1 protein-coding gene (running past one end of the window) is annotated in these 18306 nt (G+C 73.8%); it reads left to right on the top strand.

The window, feature by feature from the left end:
* Nucleotides 1-18306, top strand: partial view of a hypothetical protein gene (locus ACLQ2V_RS21705; protein ID WP_425720379.1) — the 3' portion only. Its footprint begins 10821 nt before the window's first position; 18306 of the gene's 29127 nt are visible here — the last part of the coding sequence; its start codon lies beyond the left edge, outside the window; the stop codon is at nt 18304-18306.

Genomic DNA, 18306 nt, shown 5'->3' with positions numbered 1-18306 from the left:
GCGGACTTCACCAGGGACTTCGGCATCCAACTGGATCCCGACGTCAACCCGTTCAAGGATCTGACCCCGCCGCAGTACCTGACCCGCACCGGGGACAAGACCCTGGGTCACGTCGGCATCAAGGACCTGACCCTGTTCTCGGGGCCGGAACCGCCGGGTGGCGGCGAGCGGCCCACGACGACCCTGCTCGGCGCGGTCCGCGAACAGGTCAGGAGCAGCTATCCCGCCCTGCTCGGCCGCGGCTACCGGGACTGGGCCGACGAGGGGAGTGACGTCGGGCTGCTGATGTTCTCCCCCGACGACCAGCGCGTCGTCGGCGCCCTGCCGGGCGGCATCGACTCGCTGCAGGCCGTGCTGGCGGGGCAGCGCTCCCACGCCCTGGTCAACGAGATGCTGCACCAGCACAACCCCGTCACGTTCTACTTCGCCCACCGAATGGGTGGCGTGCTGGCCGAGATCGTGGAGGTGAAGCTGTCGGCGCAGCTGAAGGGGCGGCCGCGCTTCACCGAATGGGTGGCCGAGTACGGCATCGAGTTCTACAAGATGGGCATCACGGCCTTCGGGAAGGTCATCGGCAAGTCCCTGGGCCTGAACCTCACGCCGGGCAGGGGCGGCTTCGGGATCGACGGCAAGCCGGTCTCCGGCAGCCTCTCGCTGTCGTTTGCCCCGCAACGGTCCCACCTGGTCAAGGAGGCCAACCAGAACACCGACTACGGGACGGCCTACGACTGGGGCGGTCACTTCCGCGCGATGAGTGACGCCGAGATCACCGTCGATGTCACGCCGCTGAAGATGGCGGGCCGGCCGCTCAACAACCTGGCCGTCGAGACGTGGGGCGCGCTGGTCGCCAAGTTCGCCGCAAAGCCGGTCACGGCGGCAACGTCCACCACCTACCCTGCGCAGCTCGACTTCAAGGTGCCCAAGGCGTTGGCGGAGGCCAAGAAGCCGTCGCCGGTGTCACCGACGCCCGCACCGGACCTGCGTCCGGTGTCGGCCCTACCCAGCGACTCCTACATCAGCGGGGTGCTGGCCGACGACCTCTACCCGGCCGGCCGGGAACTCATGGCCCGCCTGCTCGACGCGGAGGCCAATGACCCGGCCTACCGGGGCAACACCGCGCTGACGGGGCTGTTGTCGCGCAGCAACCTCGACAGCCACCTGCGGCACGCGTTGCCCAAGGATGGCTATCTGCTCGGCTCGCACCTGTTCACCGCCGGCAAGTCGAACAGCCGCGTCGCCATGCGGCTGTACACCACGCTGCACTCGCTGGACGTCGTCGGCGAGATCCCCAAGGGCACCGGCACGGGCAAGTACGCGAAGTTCCAGTCCACCACCACCGCCATCCAGTCGCGTACCAACTGGCGGCCCAACCTCGACGGTGAGATCACCTACGGCCCCAAGGACATGGGCAAGACCAACGTCGGCCCCCAGGAGGACACGACCGCCAAGGTCAAGTTCGCCACGGGCGGCAACCGCACCGCGCCGACGAACCAGGGCGTCGCGTACGAGGACAGCAAGCGCAGCGAGACCCACCTGAAGACCCAGGGCCCGGTCTACCTGGTCCGGCTCCGTGGCCGGTTCAAGCTCAGCGGGATCGCGCACGGGCACGACCCGGTCACGGGCGGGCGGGGCGTGTCCTCGTTCGATGCCGACCAGTTCGGCACCACCCCCGGCACCACCCCCGGCACCACCCCCGGCACCACCCCCGGCAAGGCCGAGACCGAGTTCCTTCCCGGCGTGGTCTACGTCGAGATGAACGCCGACGAGGTCCGCGAGATGCGGCGACGGATGAAGCAGCCGCGTGAGTGGGATCTCGATGGGGCGGGACAGTGGCCGGCGCCGGCCTCGGATGCGTACTCGGCGGGGTTGGAGCGGTTGTTGGTGCGTACGACCCCGGCGGCGATGGCGCAGGCGCCGGTGGCGGGTCGGCGGGTGCAGGCCGGCGACTTCGATCCCGGTCAGGCGGCGGAGCATGCGGCGTTGCTCATCCGCGACGAGTTGAACAATCGCTACCAGCCGGTCGAGCCGATCCGGCTCACCTCGGATCCGGCGCAGCGGGCCCGGCAGGGGTTGGAGACCGTCTTGGGGTGGGCGGTGGACCGGCTGGGGTCGCTGCCAGCGGCGCAAGGCATCGCCGCCGGGCATGCCGCGCTGCTCCTCGAACAGGGCGGGCACCCGGGGCCGAACACTGCGCTGCCGTCGGACGCGGTGACGCGGTACGAGGCGCGGGCGCAGGAGATCATCGCGCAGGTGCTGCGGGCCGATCCGCGTTCCTCGGCGTCCGCGCCGCCGACCGAGGAACTGGAGATGTTGCGTCAGGACCCGATCACCGTGGCGCAGGGCGTGGCGTTCAACCTCAACACCCACGTCGATCTGGAGATCACCGACGGCCCCGGGGCGGGGCGGTACCGGATCAACCCGCTGGGTCTGGCCGTGCAACTACGGCCGGACCCGCTCTCCGGCACGTTCATCCCGGTGACCTCGAACCACGTCGTGCAGGCCCTCGACGGCGCCCTGGTGCGGCGGGCCGACGCGGCCGGCATCGACCGGGACACGCGGATCCAGGTATACGAGGAGTTGCTCGGGCAGACGTCGTTGCAGTCGACCGCGCAGGCGCAGCTCCCCGCCGCGCTGGAACAGCGGATCCACCAGGCGCGCGCGGACGCCGACGACCAGGCCCGCCAGTGGCTGCGCGGAACCCTGCCCCCCGGGACGGGAACGCCTCCGAGCACCCTGGAGCCGGCGGGCGACACGCCGGGGGGCCGGGCCGGACGGGCGCGGCGGCTGCTCGGCGGGGACCTGCCGGCCGGCTGGGGGACGGTCGGCCCGCTCTCCGCAGTGCCGGACGAGCTGCGGCCGGGCACCGGCGTCTGGGTCGCCCGCGAGCAGGGTGCCCTGGCGGCGCGGCTCGACGTCGACGGCAGTTTCCGGGTGCGGGATCCGCTCGTTGCGGCGGCGGCCGAGATCCGGATGACCGCCGGTGAGTTCCACACCGCCGTCGCCGGAGCCCGGTCAGTCACCCTTGTCGAGCCCGACGTGGCGACGAGCTGGCTGCTGCACGACGGGGCATGGGCGCAGTCGCGGCAGTTCGCCGAGGAGAACCTGGAGGTGCTGCGCGCCGACGAGACCGTCGCGGAGCTGGCCCGGGAGCAGACTCCGGCGGCATCGTCGCAGGATCAGCCGGCCTCGTCCCGCGCGTCGACGCCGGCGCTGAACCTGCACCGTGCCCTGCTGGAGGCGATCCGGCTCGACCAACTGGACTCGGCCTACCGGTACCTGCAGGAGACCGACCCGGATGCGCGGCACGCCATCCTCGTCGCGGCGGCACGGGACACGCCGTCCCCGGCGGCTCTGCGCGCGTTGGCGCAATTCGCCGAGGCCGCCGAGGCCGCCGTGCCCACCGACCCGCAGCGGGCCGCCTCCTTCGACGCGAACATGCTGCGGGCGGTCGCGGCCGTCCGCGACCCGGGCATCGGCCCCGTGGCGACGTTCCGGTCCATCGCGGCCACGGTGGATCTCACCGCCCCCGCGGCCCTGCGGCAGAACTGGGAGAGGGAGGTCCTGAACGACCTCCGCGTCCAGGTGCCCGACGAGCAGGTCGGGGACGTCACCTTGCTGATCGCGGCCCTGGACGTCTTCAACCGGGCCGAGTACCAGTTCACGACTCTCGACTCCTTGATCCACGGGCACAGCTTCGATTTTGAGGCGGCGACCGAGCTGGACGAGGCGGCGGCCGGGCTGACCGCCGCGGATCTGGCCGAACGCTGGAAGGACCTCACCCCCGAGGGCCGACTGGTCGATGCTCTGCAGTCGCAGTCGCAGTCGCAGGTGCCGGCCGCCACGGGGCCCTCGCCGGCCGGGCCCTCGCCGGCCGGGCCGTCCACCGTCCCGCACCACCCGCTGCCGTCGCGCTTCGACGCGCTCGACGGCTGGCAGCGGATCACCGACTGGGGGCGGTCGCGGACCCACCTGGACACCCACGGCCAGGAACTGCTCTCCGACCGGGTCGAGGCGGAACTGCGCACGCGGATCCGGAGGCACCCCGACGACACCGACCTCGCCACCCTGGACGCGATCTTCACCCTGGCCCGACTCGGCCACCTCGACGACGCGTACCGGTATCTGCTCGCCCCCGCCGACCCGAGCTCGTCGGGCACGGCCGCAGCCGGGCCGTCCACGGCCCCGGGCGTGCCGGTCGGGCGGGGACAGTTGCTGACGGATCTGCTCGCCAGCCTGGACCTGGCCACCCCCTCGGCCTTGGCCGCGCTGGCGACCCTGGCCGGCTCCGTGCCGGGCCGGGTCGCCGACATCGACGCGGGGATCCTGCGCGTGGTCAGCGACCGGCTCGGCGGGCTGACCGTCGACGACGGCACCGTGACTGACCTGGCGAATCAGGCGCGCGGGCGCTTCTCCACGGCGCATCGGCAGCGGTGGGCCGAAGCGATCCGGCGGCTCGCCGACGCCGTGCCCGCCCCCCGTGGGACCGCGCTGAGCGCCGCGCGGGGGGCGGCGCTGCGCGACTTCGCCGACCGGCTCTACACGCCGCAGCCGGCGTCGGCGACCACCGAACCCGGCGCGGGCGGCACCGACCGGCAGACCAAGCGGCAGCGAGAGCAGCAGGCCACCCGGGACCTCCGACAGGTCGAGGCCGCGCTCGACCGGGCGCGGGCGCGGCACGGGGAGGTCGCGCAGGCGTACGCGGCGGCGCGGGAGCGGGTGAGCACGGCGGAGGCGGGGCTGCGGGAGTCGGATGTGGCGCTGCGCGACGCGCAGCAAGAGTACGACGCCGCCGACACCGCGCGCACCGATCGCGCGAACGACCTGTCGGCGGCCCACGCGGAGCTGACGACCCGGCAGCAGGAGTTCGACGACCAGCAGCGGGGGACCGGCGGGACGGCGAGGGCCGACACCGAGCCGGCCGGCGGCTCTCGGCCGGGCGGGCGGCCGCCGGTCGACGACGCTCTCCGCGAGGCTCAGGAGGCGCTCGCGCGGGCGCAGCAGCAGGTGGAGACGGCGCAGGCCGCGTTGACCAGGGCCGAGACGCGGTTGACGGCGGCCGGCACGGCGCGGGTTGATCGCCGGGACGACGTGGCGCAGGCGCGCGAGGAACTGCGGCAGGCCCGGGAGGACCTCCGGGTCCGGCAGGTGTCGCGGGACAACCACGATCGGGCCGTCGTCGCGCTCGAACAGGAACGGGACACTCGCGAGACGGTGCTGAGCAGGGAGCAGGCCAGCATCGAGCTGCCGGCGCCGCCGCGTACGTCCCAGGTCCCCGGCATCGACCTGGACGCGCGGCTGGCCGCCATCGCCGGCTCCGGACACGGCCAGTCGGCGGTCGTCGCCGAGTTGACCCGCGAGCTGCGCCAGCGACACGGCGACGCGCTGCCGGAGTCGCTGCTGCTGACCGCCAACCACCGCACGCGGCACCCCCACATCGACGACGCGGCGGCGGACGCGCGGGCGGTGCTGTCGGTGGACCGGGTCCGGCTGGCGCGTGACCTCGCCCGGAGCCTGCAGGTGCCGGTCGAGCTGCACGTCGGCGGGTCGGCGCGGCCGTACCTGGCCTATCCCGGTGGGGAGGTGGTGCGCCTGAACCCCGATCGTCGTCCGGAGACCGTCGACGAGGCCATCACCCAGTTGCCGCAGTCGGTCCAGGACGAGCTGACCGCGCACCGGCACCGGCCGGAGGTGAGCGCTCTGCTGGAGGTCCTGCACGAAGCGCAGACCGAGTCGTTGCAGGACTTCGGCGCGGGCGTGACCGCGCTGCTGGACCGCGTGCACCGCCACCAGGCGGTGCTCGCGCACCGGTGGGCCGCCCAGGCCGATCCGTCGATGAACGACCCCGACGTGTGGGCGTTGGCCGGCGGGCTGAGCACCGACATCTTGCCGGTGGCCGCCGATACCCCGTCCGTGCTGCCGGTGGACCCGGCTCGCCCGGCGAGTGTCGCGGCGGCGTGGCTGGCGGAGCCGACGTCGCGGGCCCGCGCCGAGCTGATGGCCGGACTGCTGGGCGCGGGTCGCGCGGCGGGGACGCCGTCGCCGGTGCCGACCCGGCGACCGCCGACCGATCCGCAGCCGGGCACGCGGGTCGTGGCCGTCGCCGGCGGCGCGGTGGCGGTCGGCGTGGTGCCGCCCGAGGGCGGGCTGCGGTGGTACGCGCCGGCCAGCGGCAGGTTGCACGACGGTGAGCTGCGGGACCTCGCCGACTGGGCGACGTCGCGGGCCGGCGACGGCGGGGGACGCGACGACGTCTGGTACGTCGAGGTGCCGCCGACGGACGGCACCGGCCCGGCCTTGGGTGCCCCCACGACGCTGCGCATCCGCACCACCCCGCCGCCGGTCACCCAGGTCCCTGCCGGCCTCGCGCTGCTCGACCCCGACCAGGGTGCCAACCTGGCCGTGGCCCTCAAGAGTCCGCCGCGCCCCGGCGAGTACCTGGTCTTCGCCCACGGCACCGCCGAGGGGGCGATCGTGGAGGGCGAGCTCGTCACCCCCGCGCAGCTCGCCGCCCGGATCAACGAGGATCCCCGCTCGCACGGCCGGCAGATCGTGCTGGTCATCTGCGAGATCGGCCGGGGCACCTACGATGTGCAACTCGCTGCGCAGCCCGGCATCACCGGGGTCATCGCGCCGGACCGCACCGCGTGGGCCACCGCCGGCGGCCACGTGCTCACCGCGGCGGCGACGCACACCGCCAACGGCCTTCCCCGCCTCGACCTGACCCGGCCCGGCGCCTGGCGGCAGACCACCGGCAGCCAGCCCCCGGTGCCCGTGCCCGAGACGGGTGCCGAACTCTTCGCTCCGCCCGCCGCCGGGACGCCGCTGGACGCCACCGAGACGCCGGTGGAAAGCGCGGTCGCCTTCGCGCCGTCGCACGACGGGCGGCCCACCGGCGTACCCGACCCGCTGCTGACCATGAAGGCGGCCGGGCTGCCGCCGGAGGCGCGGTTGCGACAGGCGGTCGGTGCGACGTTGCTGCACCGCGACGGGGCCGATGTCCAGGCGAGCGCTTCCTACGTGCCGCCGCCGACCGGCACCGCCCCGGCCATCCTGCTGGACTCCTCGATGCTCGACCCGACGGAGCTGGACAAGGCGCTGGCGGGCCTGCGGTCGCAGGACGCCGCCACGGCGGTGTTGCACTGGCCGCAGGACCAGCGGGTCGGTGTGGTGGACGCGTTGGCGACCATCGAGCGGGCGGTGGGGGAGAAGCACTCGGCGGTGCTGTCGGTGCCCCGGTCGGCGTTGTCCGACGTGCCGGTGCGGCACGCGCGGATCGTGCCGTTGGACGCCGACGGGAACGTGACCTTCTTCGGTGGGCGTCCCGACCGTTACCTCTTCCTGCCGGAGTCGGCCCCGGACGCGGTGGCGCGCCCGACCCCGCACGGGCTGCCCGAGCTCTCCACGGACGTCTACGAGCTGCCCGACGACTGGGTGGCCTGGGACGAGGGCTCCCACCTGTGGATCGGGCCGGCGGACGCCCTGGCGGCGGCCCGTGCGGCGCTGCCGGAGGTCGGCTCCCTGCCGGGCGGCGGCGGCCTCACGGGGGAACCGGCGGTCTTCCTGGGCTGGCGCGGGGCGCCGATGCCCGCCGCCGTGCGGGACCGGGTGGGTGAGATCTTCGCGGCGATGCCGGAGGGCGCGGTGTCGGGGCGGCTGACGACCTCGGGACTGGGGTGGGACGCCCACGGGCTCGACGTGGATGCGGTGGAGGGCCTGCCGGACGGGGTGGAGTTGACCGTCGTCCCCGGTGGGGTGCTGGCGCACGCGGGGCCGGTGCCGGCGCAGGGCGCGGGGCTGCGGTGGTCGGACCTGGTGGATCCGGGGCGACCGCGGTTGGTGGTGGACGCGTCGGTGCCGGACCCGGCGGCGGTGGTGGCGGCGGTGACCACGGCGTTGGGACCGGACGCGGCGTTGCAGGTCTTCGTGACGCCCGAGCCGGGCGCGACGGTCGAGCAGTTGCGGGGCCGGTTCGGCGGGGTGGAGCTGGTGGTGCCGGCGGCGGCGCTGGGCCGGTCACCGGCGGGGGCGCCGGGAGCGGTTCCGCTGGACGCGCGGGGTCGGGAGACGTTCCCGGCCGCCGCGTACGCCTACCGGCTGACCACCGGCCCGGCCCCGGTCTCGCAGCTGTCGTTGCGAGGCGCCGAGCGGACCGCCGGCAGCGGGCTCACGGTGGGCCGGAACTGGACCGTCGAGCAGCGTGCCGGGGTGATCCTCTTCGCCGAGGGCGGGACGAGCCCCGATGCCTTGCCGCCGGGCGCCCTGGCGGTGCCGTCGAGCGGGGTGGCGGTGGTGGTGCAGTCGGCCGGCGGGTCGATGCCGGCGGAGGTCGGCGCGGCGGTCGAGGATCTGCTCTCCGGGGTGCCCGAGGCCGACCGGCACGTCCGGGTGTACGGCAACGAGGCGAGCGCCGGCCCCAAGAAGGCCGACGTCGATTCCGAGTCCGACGCGTCCACCGGTTCGCGGTCGGACGCCGATTCCGAGTCCGGCGCGTCCACCGGTTCGCGGCCGACCGTCGTGCCCGACCTGCGGATGCTGCCGTTCAGCGGGCTCAAGGCGGAACTGCCGGAGACCGTGCGGATCGAAGCGACGCTGAAGGCCGAGGCGCAGCGCCGGGGAATCGAGGTGCCGCCGCAGGAATGGAGCTCGCTGCCGGAGCGGCTCTTCGCGAACTACTCGGCGATGGTCGGCTCGGACGGCTACCTGCTCGAGCTGGGCGACATGGAGGTGCGGATCCGGCTCAAGCCCGACGATCCGCAACTGGTCGACAATCCGGCGGGATCGTACGACACGGTCGCCGTCGACGAGTCGTTGGACGACATCGAGCAGCGCAAGGGCAACGACGACGGTCGCTTCCACGCCAGCCAGTTCACCCAGGGTGTCTTCCAGATCGGCGCGCACAGCCAGAACGCGAGCACCACGATGCGCGCGACCCGCATGCGCGGCGCGGCGACCTTCGACGTGAAGCTCGGCCCGACCTGGCACTTCGGGCCGAGAGCCACCGCCACCATCAACCGGGCCGACCAGAAGTCCAGCTACCTGATCGACGCGGAGAAGGGCCGGGTGCTCGACAACCGCCTGGACTCGACGCTGTACTCGTACGAGCCGGGGTGGTCGCTGGAGACCCGCGAGGGCGACGACTGGACGTGGCATCAGGTGGCGGTGCCGCCCTCGCCGCCGGGGCAGCCGGCCGACCGGTTGGTCGTGGCGGTTCCGGACCACCTGCTGGGGAAGCCCGCCGCGCAGGTGGTCGCGGACCTGCCGGCGAACCGGTCGGCCCGGGGAAGCCAACTGCCGGCGACCTTCTTCGCCAGCAACATGACCGGGTTGGACGCCCTCTACACGTCCATCCTCGACCGGCTCAGGGCCGACGGCTTCAACGTGGCGGTCCGCAGCCCGATCCGGCAGGAACTGCGGCAGCAACTGTGGAACCTCGACACCCACCTCGACGAGGCGATGAACAACCGGGCCGGCACCCCGGCCGGTCAGCCGCAACCCCTGGACGAACGGGGCTACCGGATCACCCTGCACGAGGACGGCGAGACGGCGGCCATCATCCAGGTGTACGCCGAGCGCGGCGACTCCGTCCGCATGGGCCCGACCAGCGACTTGGCGCACATCGAGAAGGTGCGTACCGCGATCGTGGGGCACGGCGGCGAGTTCACCCTGGGCCAGTCGACCGGGGCGAGCTTCGGCGGCAGCGCGGACCTGCCCTGGGGCAACCTCTCGACGCCGGAGGGGTACAAGGGCAAGCCGGGCACCTCGATTTCCGCCTCCGGCGGGATCACCTGGAACAGCAACGACGGCGGTGGCTTCACCGATCCGTCGCTGAACGTCATGGTGTCCCGCTACACCGGCATGACCGGCGGCCACGACATCCAGTTCCGGCTCAGCGCCGACGTGTCGACCATGGCCAATCCGCTGGACGCGCCGGTGCGTACTCCGTCGGTCGACGGGTCGGCCGTGGTGCGGCTGGCCGAACCGGACGCCTTCGAGTACGGCTTCAGCGTCGACGCCGACGCCTTCCGCGCCCCCGACGCCGACACGGCCGACACCGGCACGACCGAGGCCGACGCACCCGACGCCGGCACGGCCGGTGTCGATCGGCCCCGGCGGGTGTCGTACGAAGGGTGGCGGGACCGGCTGCGCAACACGGGCAAGCACCCGGAGGATCTCGGCGGCAACAAGGTGCCGCAGCACGTGCTGGAGGGTCGCGGCCTGGGGCAGAGCCTGGTCGACGTGGACGTCCAGGCGGTGACGGCGCTGCGGGGCGACCTGGAGGGCAAGCTGACCGCGGACGGTTTCCTGGTCGCGGACCGGGACCGGCCGTGGGCACTGAAGGCGACGGCCCAGCCGCCCGCCGCCCCGGCGGAGGGCCTGATGGCCAAGGCGACCGCCGCGGTCAAGAGCCTGGCCGAGCTGTTCCGCAGTTCCGTCAGCCGCGAGATCAACGCCGCGCTCGACAACGCCTACCTGGTCCGCAAGATGGTCTCCCACGAGGGTCTCGAGTCGCACTTCGACACCCTCACCCAGGACGGGATGAGCTTCACCCTGCACAGTTGGCGGGACGGCAAGATGCGGACCGCGACCGTGACCGTGCGCGCGAAGTCGTTGATCAAGACGATGACCGACGCCAGGGGCAACCTGATCGAGGCCGAGCTCGACGGCGCGGGCAACCTGGTCCCGGCCGCACCCGATGCCGACGGCAACTCGGTGTACTACGACCGGATGACCGACGAGTACCACGTGGTCAACCTCAGCATGGGCATCGGCGTCGTCGGCCAGGGGGCCAGCGGCAACCGGGGTTGGGCGCTGGACTTCGGGCTGACCAAGTCCCTGCCGCCGTCGGCGGATCCGGCCAAGTCCGTCGACATCACCGGCGTGTCGGTGAACCGCTCGGTCGGTGCCGGCGAGCGGGTCAGCCGGGTGGTGAACCGTCCCGAGCTGCTGGAGTACCCGGGCCGGGTGAAGCTCTTCGACCTGCCGTACGAGTTGAGCTACACGATCGACTACAGCGGCGTCGACACCCCGGCCGACGCGATCGGTGCCGCCGTCGACACCGTGGCGGGTGCCGTCGGCGTACGGACCGAGGGTCGGCAGTTCCAGTCGACCCCGGTGCCGAGCACCGTGCGCGCCGCGTTGCTGGAGTTCAACAGCGACGAGTCCACGTTCAGTGCCCCCGACCCTGCCCCGACGGACCGGCGGGTGCTCGACCAGGCGGTGGTGTACTTCCTCGACGCGCAGGGGTTGCGGGCCGAGGCGGAGCGGCTGCTGCCGGGTCAGCTCGACACCGGTAGGCCGATGGCCGCGCCGGTGGCCAGCATGACCAACCTGATCGCCGTCAAGTCGCACCTGAAGGAGATGACGCACGGCGAGTACAGCACCGACAGCCTTCTCGACCCCGGCTTCGTCTACAACACCAACGCGGCGCTCTCGATCGACCTGCACAACATCCACGACACCCAGTTCGTCGGGGCGACGCAGGACAAGTACGTCACCGGTCTGATCGACTTCCTGCAGACGGAGATCGTGAACACCGCGAACTGGTCGGGGGGATTCTCCGTCAAGTTGCCCGGCATCAGCCTGGGCAAGAAGGCCGGCAAGACGAGCATCAGCTTCAGCGAGTCGGCGTCGGTGAAGTGGGGCCAGAGCGCCGCCGAAGAATCCAAGCGCGCCGGCGGCGTGGAAATGATCAAGCTGTCCTTCGGTCGCGCGTACGGTTTCCGGTCGAAGGTCGACTACGGCCTGGTCGGCGGCATCGACACGCAGATCGGCTTCGTCGGGGCCAAGTCCACGGTCCCCGCCCCGGGCACGGTGCAGGACCGGACGATGCTGTTCCTGCTGCCGGAGCCGGAGGCGTTGGCGCAGTACGCCGCGGGTCGGGTGCCGATCAGCGACGCCCAGCTCACCGACGCGATGCTGCGCTGGTCGCGCGGGGATCTGACGCTCAGCGGCAACACGGTGGCCGGCTTGCTGACCCGTTGGCGGGCGGACGTGACCGCCCGCGTCGCCCCCACCGCCCCCGCTCCCACCGGACTCGACACCTTCCTGGCGCTGCGCAGGATGCAGCGGTGGGCGCAGTCTCTGGCCACCCGGCACACCGACGTGGAGAAGCGCGGCGCGGTGCTCGACCCGGCGCGCCGGGCGGACTTCACCAGGGAATTCGGGATCCCCCTGGACCCCAGCGTCAACCCGTTCAAGGACCTGACCCCGCCGCCGTACCTGACCCGCACCGGTGCGCGGACCCTGGGTCATGTCGGCGTCAACGACGTGACCGTGTTCACGGGACCGGCGCCGGCGGACGGCGGCGAGCGCCCCCGCACCACGCTTCTCGACGCGGTCCGCCGGGAGGTCGACCGGGTCGTCCCCGACCTGCTCGGCCGCAGCCACCAGAACTGGGCCGCGCAGGGTTCCGAGGTCGGGCTGCTGATGTTCTCGCCCGAGGACCGGCGGGTCATCGGGACGCTGCCGGGCGGCATCGACTCGCTTCAGGCGGTGCTGGCGGGGCAGCGGGGGCACACCCTGCTCAACGACATGCTGCATCAGCACAACCCCGTGACGTTCTACTTCGCGCACCGGTTGGGCGGCGTGCTGGCCGAGATCGTGGAGGTGAAGCTGTCGGCCACGCTGAAGGGACGGCCGCGCTTCACCGACTGGGTCAACGAGTACGGCATCGAGAACTACAAGATGGCCATCAGCGCACTCGCGGCCATCCTGGGCAGGTCCCTGGGCATGAGCCTGACGCCGGCCAAGGTGGGCTTCAGCTCCGACGGCAAGCCGGTCTCGGGCAACGTCTCCCTGTCGTTCGCCCCGCAGCGGTCCCGTACGGTCAAGGACGCCCTGCAGAGCACCGACTACAACACCGTCTACGACTGGAGCGGCCACTACCGCGCGATCAACGACGCCGAGTTCAACGTCCAGGTCACGCCACTGAAGATGGCGGGCCGGCCGATCAACAACCTGGTCCTCGACACCTGGGACGCGGTGAGCGCGCTCTTCGCCGGACAGGCGGCGCCCCCGCCGACGCCGCCCGGCAGGTACGACGGGCAGGTCGATCTCCAGGTGCCGCAGGCGCTGGCGACGGCCAAGCCGCCGTCGCCGGGGTCGCTGCCGGCCGAGCAGGACCTGCGTCCGATGCCGATGCTGCCCAGCGACAGCTACGTCAGCGGGGTGCTGGCCGACGATCTCTACCCGGCCGCCCGGGCGCTGCTGGGCCGGACGCTCGACTGGCAGGCCGACGACCCGGCCTACCGGGGCAGCACCGCCCTGATGGGGCTGCTGTCGCGCAGCAACCTCGACATCCACCTGCGGCATGCGCTGGGCAGGGAGGGGGACCTGCTCGGTTCGCACCTGTTCACCGCCGGCAAGTCCAACAGCCGGGTCGCCCTGCGGCTGGAGGCGTCACTGCACGCCCTGGACGTCGTCAGCGAGATCGTCAAGGGCACCGGCACCGGAAAGTACGCGAAGTTCCAGGTCACCACCGCGGCCAGCCAGGGGCGGGCCAACATCCGGGCGACCATCGACGGCGAGACCTCGCTGGGCGTGAAGGAGTTGGGCGAGACCGGTGTCGGCGCCCAGGAGAACACGAACGTCAACGCCACTTTCGCCACGGGCGGCTACCGCAGCGCGCCGATGAACCAGGGCGCCACCGCCGACGTCAGCAAGCGCAGCGAGAGCCACCTGAAGACCCAGGGCCCGGTCTACCTGGTGCGGATGCGGGGCCGGTTCAAGCTCAGCGCGGTCCCGCACCAGCACAGCCCGTTCACCAAGGATCGGAACCTGGCCCCGTTCGGGCCGGACAAGTTCCGCTCCGGCACCGACATGACCGACGCCCTTCCCGGCGTGGTCTACGTCGAGATGCTCGCCGACGAGGTCCGTGAGCTGAGGCGGCGGATGGACGAGCCCCGCCGGTGGGAGGCGGACGTGCCGGGCAAGTGGCCGGCGCCGGCCTCGGATGCGTACTCGGCGGGGTTGGAGCGGTTGTTGGTGCGCACGAGCCCGGCGGCGATGGCGCAGGCGCCGGTGGCGGGTCGGCGGGTGCAGGCCGGCGACTTCGATCCGGGTCAGGCGGCGGAGCACGCGGCGTTGCTCATCCGCGACGAGCTGGGTAACCGCTTTCAGCCGGTCGCGCCGATCCGGCTCACCGCGGACCCGGCGCAGCTGGCGCGGCAGGGGTTGGAGACCGTGCTGCGGTGGGCGGTGGACCGGCTGGGGTCGCTGCCGCCGGCGCAGCAGATCACCGCCGGGTATGTGGGGCTGCTCCTTGAGCAGGGAGGGCTTCCGGGGCAGAACCAAGTATTGCCGGCGGATGCGGTGACGCGGTACGAGGCGCGGGCGCAGGCGGTCATCGCGCAGGTGTTGCGGGCGGATCCGCGTGCCTCGGCGGCCGCGCCGCCGACGGAGGAACTGGAGATGCTGCGCCAGGACCCGATCACCGTGGCGCAGGGCGTGGCGTTCAACCTCAACACCCACGTCGATCTGGAGATCACCGACGGTCCCGGGGCGGGACGGTACCGGATCAACCCGCTGGGGCTGGCCGCCCAGCTGCGGCCGGACCCGCTCTCCGGCACGCTCGTGCCGGTGACCACCGCCCAGGCGGTGCGGGACCTCGACGCCGGCCTGGTGCACCGGGCCGACGCGGCCGGCATCGACCAGGCGGAACGAGAGCGGATCTACGAGGACCTGCTCGGGCGGACGTCGTTGCAGTCGAAGGCCGTGGAGCAGCTCCCGGCCGTGCTGCAGGGGCGCATCGAGCAGGCCCGCGAGGACGCCGACAAGCAGACCCTGCAGTGGCTGCGACAGCACCTGCCCGGCGGGGCGGAGGCGGCCCCGGGCACCGCGCGGCCCGTCGTCGACACCCCCGACAGCGACTCGGCCGAGGTCCGGGCCGGGCGGGCGCGGCGGTTGCTGGCCGAGGACGCGCCGGCCGGCTGGAGCACGATCGGGCCGCTGACCCAGCTGCCGGCCGTGCTGCGGCCGGGCACCGGCATCTGGGTGGCCCGGCCGCAGGGCGCGTTGGCGGCGCGGCGGGACGTCGACGGCAGTTTCCGGGTACGGGATCCGTTCACCGCCGGGGGCGAGCAGACCCTGAGCGCCGCGCAGTTCCACGCCGGCATCGCCGGTGCCGGGCCGGTGACCCTCGTCGAGCCCGACGTGGTGACGAGCTGGCTGCTGCACGACGGGGCGTGGGCGCAGTCGCGCCAGTTCGCCGTGGCCAACCTGGCGGTGCTGCGCGCCGACGACACCGCCGCGCAGTTGGCGACGGCGTCCACCGACCCGGTGGCGAAGCTGCACCACGCGTTGATCCAGCTGATCCGCGGCGGCGCGGTGACGCCGGCCTACCAGTACATCGAACAGGACGCGGCGGGCCGCCACGAGATGCTGACGCGGCTGGTGACCGCGCCGCCGCCCCCGGCTGCCCTGCGCGCGCTGGCCGACCTCGTCGAGGCCGCCGCGCACGCCGCGCCGGCCGACCAGCGGCGGGTCGCCGCCACCGACGCGCAGCTGCTGCGGGCGGTCGCGGCCATCCGGGACCCGGAGAGCGGTCCCGTGGCGACGTTCCGGGCCATCGCGGCCGCCGCGTACTCGGCGCGGGGGGAGCAAGCGCAGCATGACTGGCTGCCGGCCCTCAAGGGCCTGCACCGCGGGTCGCCCCCGGCGCAGGCCAGGGACGTCACGCTGTTGAGCGAGGCCTTCAACGTCGTGCGCGCGATGCAGTACCACAGCGTCGACACCTGGATCGGTGAGCGCATCTCGGACCCGGAGACGGGAGCCAGGGCGGCGAACGCGTTGTACGCGAGGGCGGCCGGGCTGAGCGCGGCCGACCTGGGCGCGCACTGGAAGGACGTCTCCGACGACACGGACCTGTTCAGGGTCCTGCCCCGCCCGGCGCCGGACGCCGTCGCCGAGACGCCGCCGGCCCCGCCGCCCGCCGTGCACCACCCGATGCCGGAGGGCTCCGGCGCGCTGCGGGACTGGCGGCAGATCACCGACTGGCAGCGCTCGCGGGAGCACCTGGACAGCCACCGCGCCGAACTGCTCTCCGACCGCGCCGAGGCGCAACTGGCCCGGCTGCGCCGCGCGCAGCCCCACGATGCCCACCTCGACGTGTTGGACGCGGTGCTCACGCTGGCCCGGCACGGCCACGTCGACGACGCGTACCGCTACCTGCTCGGCCCCACTCCGGTGACCCCGTCGCCCGTCGCCGAGGGCGCACCCACCGGGCGGGAACGGCTCCTGACCGGCCTGCTCGCCAGCCCGGAGCTGGCCACCCCCGCCGCCGTGGCGGCACTGGCGACCCTGGCCCGGGCCGTCTCCGGCCCTCTCGCCGCCGACGCGAACATTCTGCGGCTGACCGGCGACCTGCTCGCCGGTAGGACGGTCGATGCCGGCGAGGTCACCGCCGTGGTGCGCGACGCGCGAAACAACCAGTTCGACAAGCAGCGGGAGTCGTGGGCCGAGGCGATCCGGCGGCTTAGCGACGCCGCGCCGCCCGCGCAGCGGGCCGGGCTGCGCCATGTCGCCGATCGGCTGCACCACCCGGCCTCGGTGGCGGCCACCGAGGCCGGCGCGCAGCACACCGCCCGGCAGGCCGCGCGGCAGCGGCAGCAGCAGGCCGCCCGGGACCTGCAGGCCGCCCAGGAAGCGCTCGACCGGGCGCGGACGCGCCACGGGGAGGCCACCCGGGAGTACGAGGCAGCGCGCCAGCGGGTCAAGGCGGCGCAGGCGGCCCTGCAGCATGCGCGGGAGCGGTCCGACGCGGCCGACACGGCACGTGCCACCGCCGATCAGGAGCTGGCGGCGGTGCGGTCGCAGCTGCGGACCGCCCGGGCGGAGCTGCAGAACCGCCAGGGCGACCGTGCCGCCGAGGCCCAGCCCGTCGGGGCCGCTGTCGGCGGCGGGACCACGGTGGTGGCCGACCGGCCCGGTGCGGGTGGCTCCGGGCGGGGCGCGGGGCGGCCGTTGCCGGCCGAGGACCCTCGGGTGGCGCGGGTGAGTGCGCTGGAGGAGCAGCTGCGGCGCGCCCAGGAGAAGCTCGACGCGGCCGACAGGGCGCGCACCGAGCGGCGGCAGGAGCTGCCGGCGGCGCGGCTGCGGGTGCGCGATGCCCGCGAGTCCGCCCAGGCCCGGCGGCTGGCGTGGGAGGCGCACGGCAACACCGTCGCCACGCTCGACCGGGCTCGCCAGGTGCGGCAGACGCGGTGGGAGGCGGCGCGGACCGAGACCCGGCTGCCGACCCCGCCGGACGGTCCGGTGGTGTCGGCCGGGGACCTGGACGCGGAGCTGGTCGAGGTCGTCCGGTCCGGGTTCGGCCGGTCGGAGGTCGTCGCCGAGCTGATCCGCCGGTTGGGGGAGCGCCACGGCGGCGCGGTGCCGGGCCCGGTGGTGTTCACCGCCGCCGACCCGGCGCAGTGGCGGGGCGACGGGGCCACCCCGGTGGCCGACGAGGGGTCGGTGCTGACCCTGGACCGGGTGCGGCTGGCGCGGGACCTCGCGCGGAGCCTGGACGTCCCGGTCGAGTTGCGGATGGGCGTCGCCCCCACGCGCGACCTGCGGCCGTATCTGGCGTATCCGGGTGGGGAGGTGGTGCGGCTGACCGCCGCTCGTCGCCCGGAGACCGTGGGCGAGGCCGTCGCGCACCTGCCGCAGCCGCTCCGGGACGACCTGCGTACGCAGCAGCAGCGGCCGGAGGTGTGGGAGCGGGTGGAGGTCCTGCACGAGGCGCAGGTCGAGTCGCTGCGGGACTTCGAGGCCAACGTCGCGGCGTTGCTGGACGGTGTGAACCGCCATCAGGCGCTCCTGGCGTACCGGTGGGTGTCGGCGGCCGATCCGCCGGCGGACCTCGGGCGGGCGTCGGGGCTGGCCGACGGGTTGAGCACCGACGTCGCGCCGGTCGCTGCCGCTGCCGCGCCGGCCGGGCCGGTGGACGCCGGCCGTCCCGAGCAGGTGGCGCAGGCGTGGCTGGCGGCGTCGACGTCGCGCGAGCGGGCGGAGCTGATGGCGCAGTTGTGGGGCGCGGGTGGTGGGTCGGGCTCGCCCGCGCCGACGCCGACGCCGACGCGGCGACCGCCGGCCGATGCGCGGCCGGGGGCGCGGGTGGTGGTCGTCGCCGCCGGCGCGGTCGCGGTGGGGGTGGTGCGCCCCGACGGCGGGTTGCGATGGTACGTGCCGAATGCGAGCAGGGCGACCGAGGGCACCCTGCGAGACCTCGACCGCTGGGTCGCCGACCGGGTCGGCGACGGCGCGGCACACGACGACGTCTGGTACGTCGAGGTTCCGTCCGCGCCATCGGGTGACTACTCGGAGTAG

Origin of the sequence: Micromonospora sp. DT233 (assembly GCF_049841815.1) — a bacterium.
Taxonomy (GTDB): Bacteria; Actinomycetota; Actinomycetes; order Mycobacteriales; family Micromonosporaceae; genus Micromonospora.
Note: the sequence above shows the minus strand (reverse complement) of the source record. Positions and strands in the feature narration are given on the sequence as shown.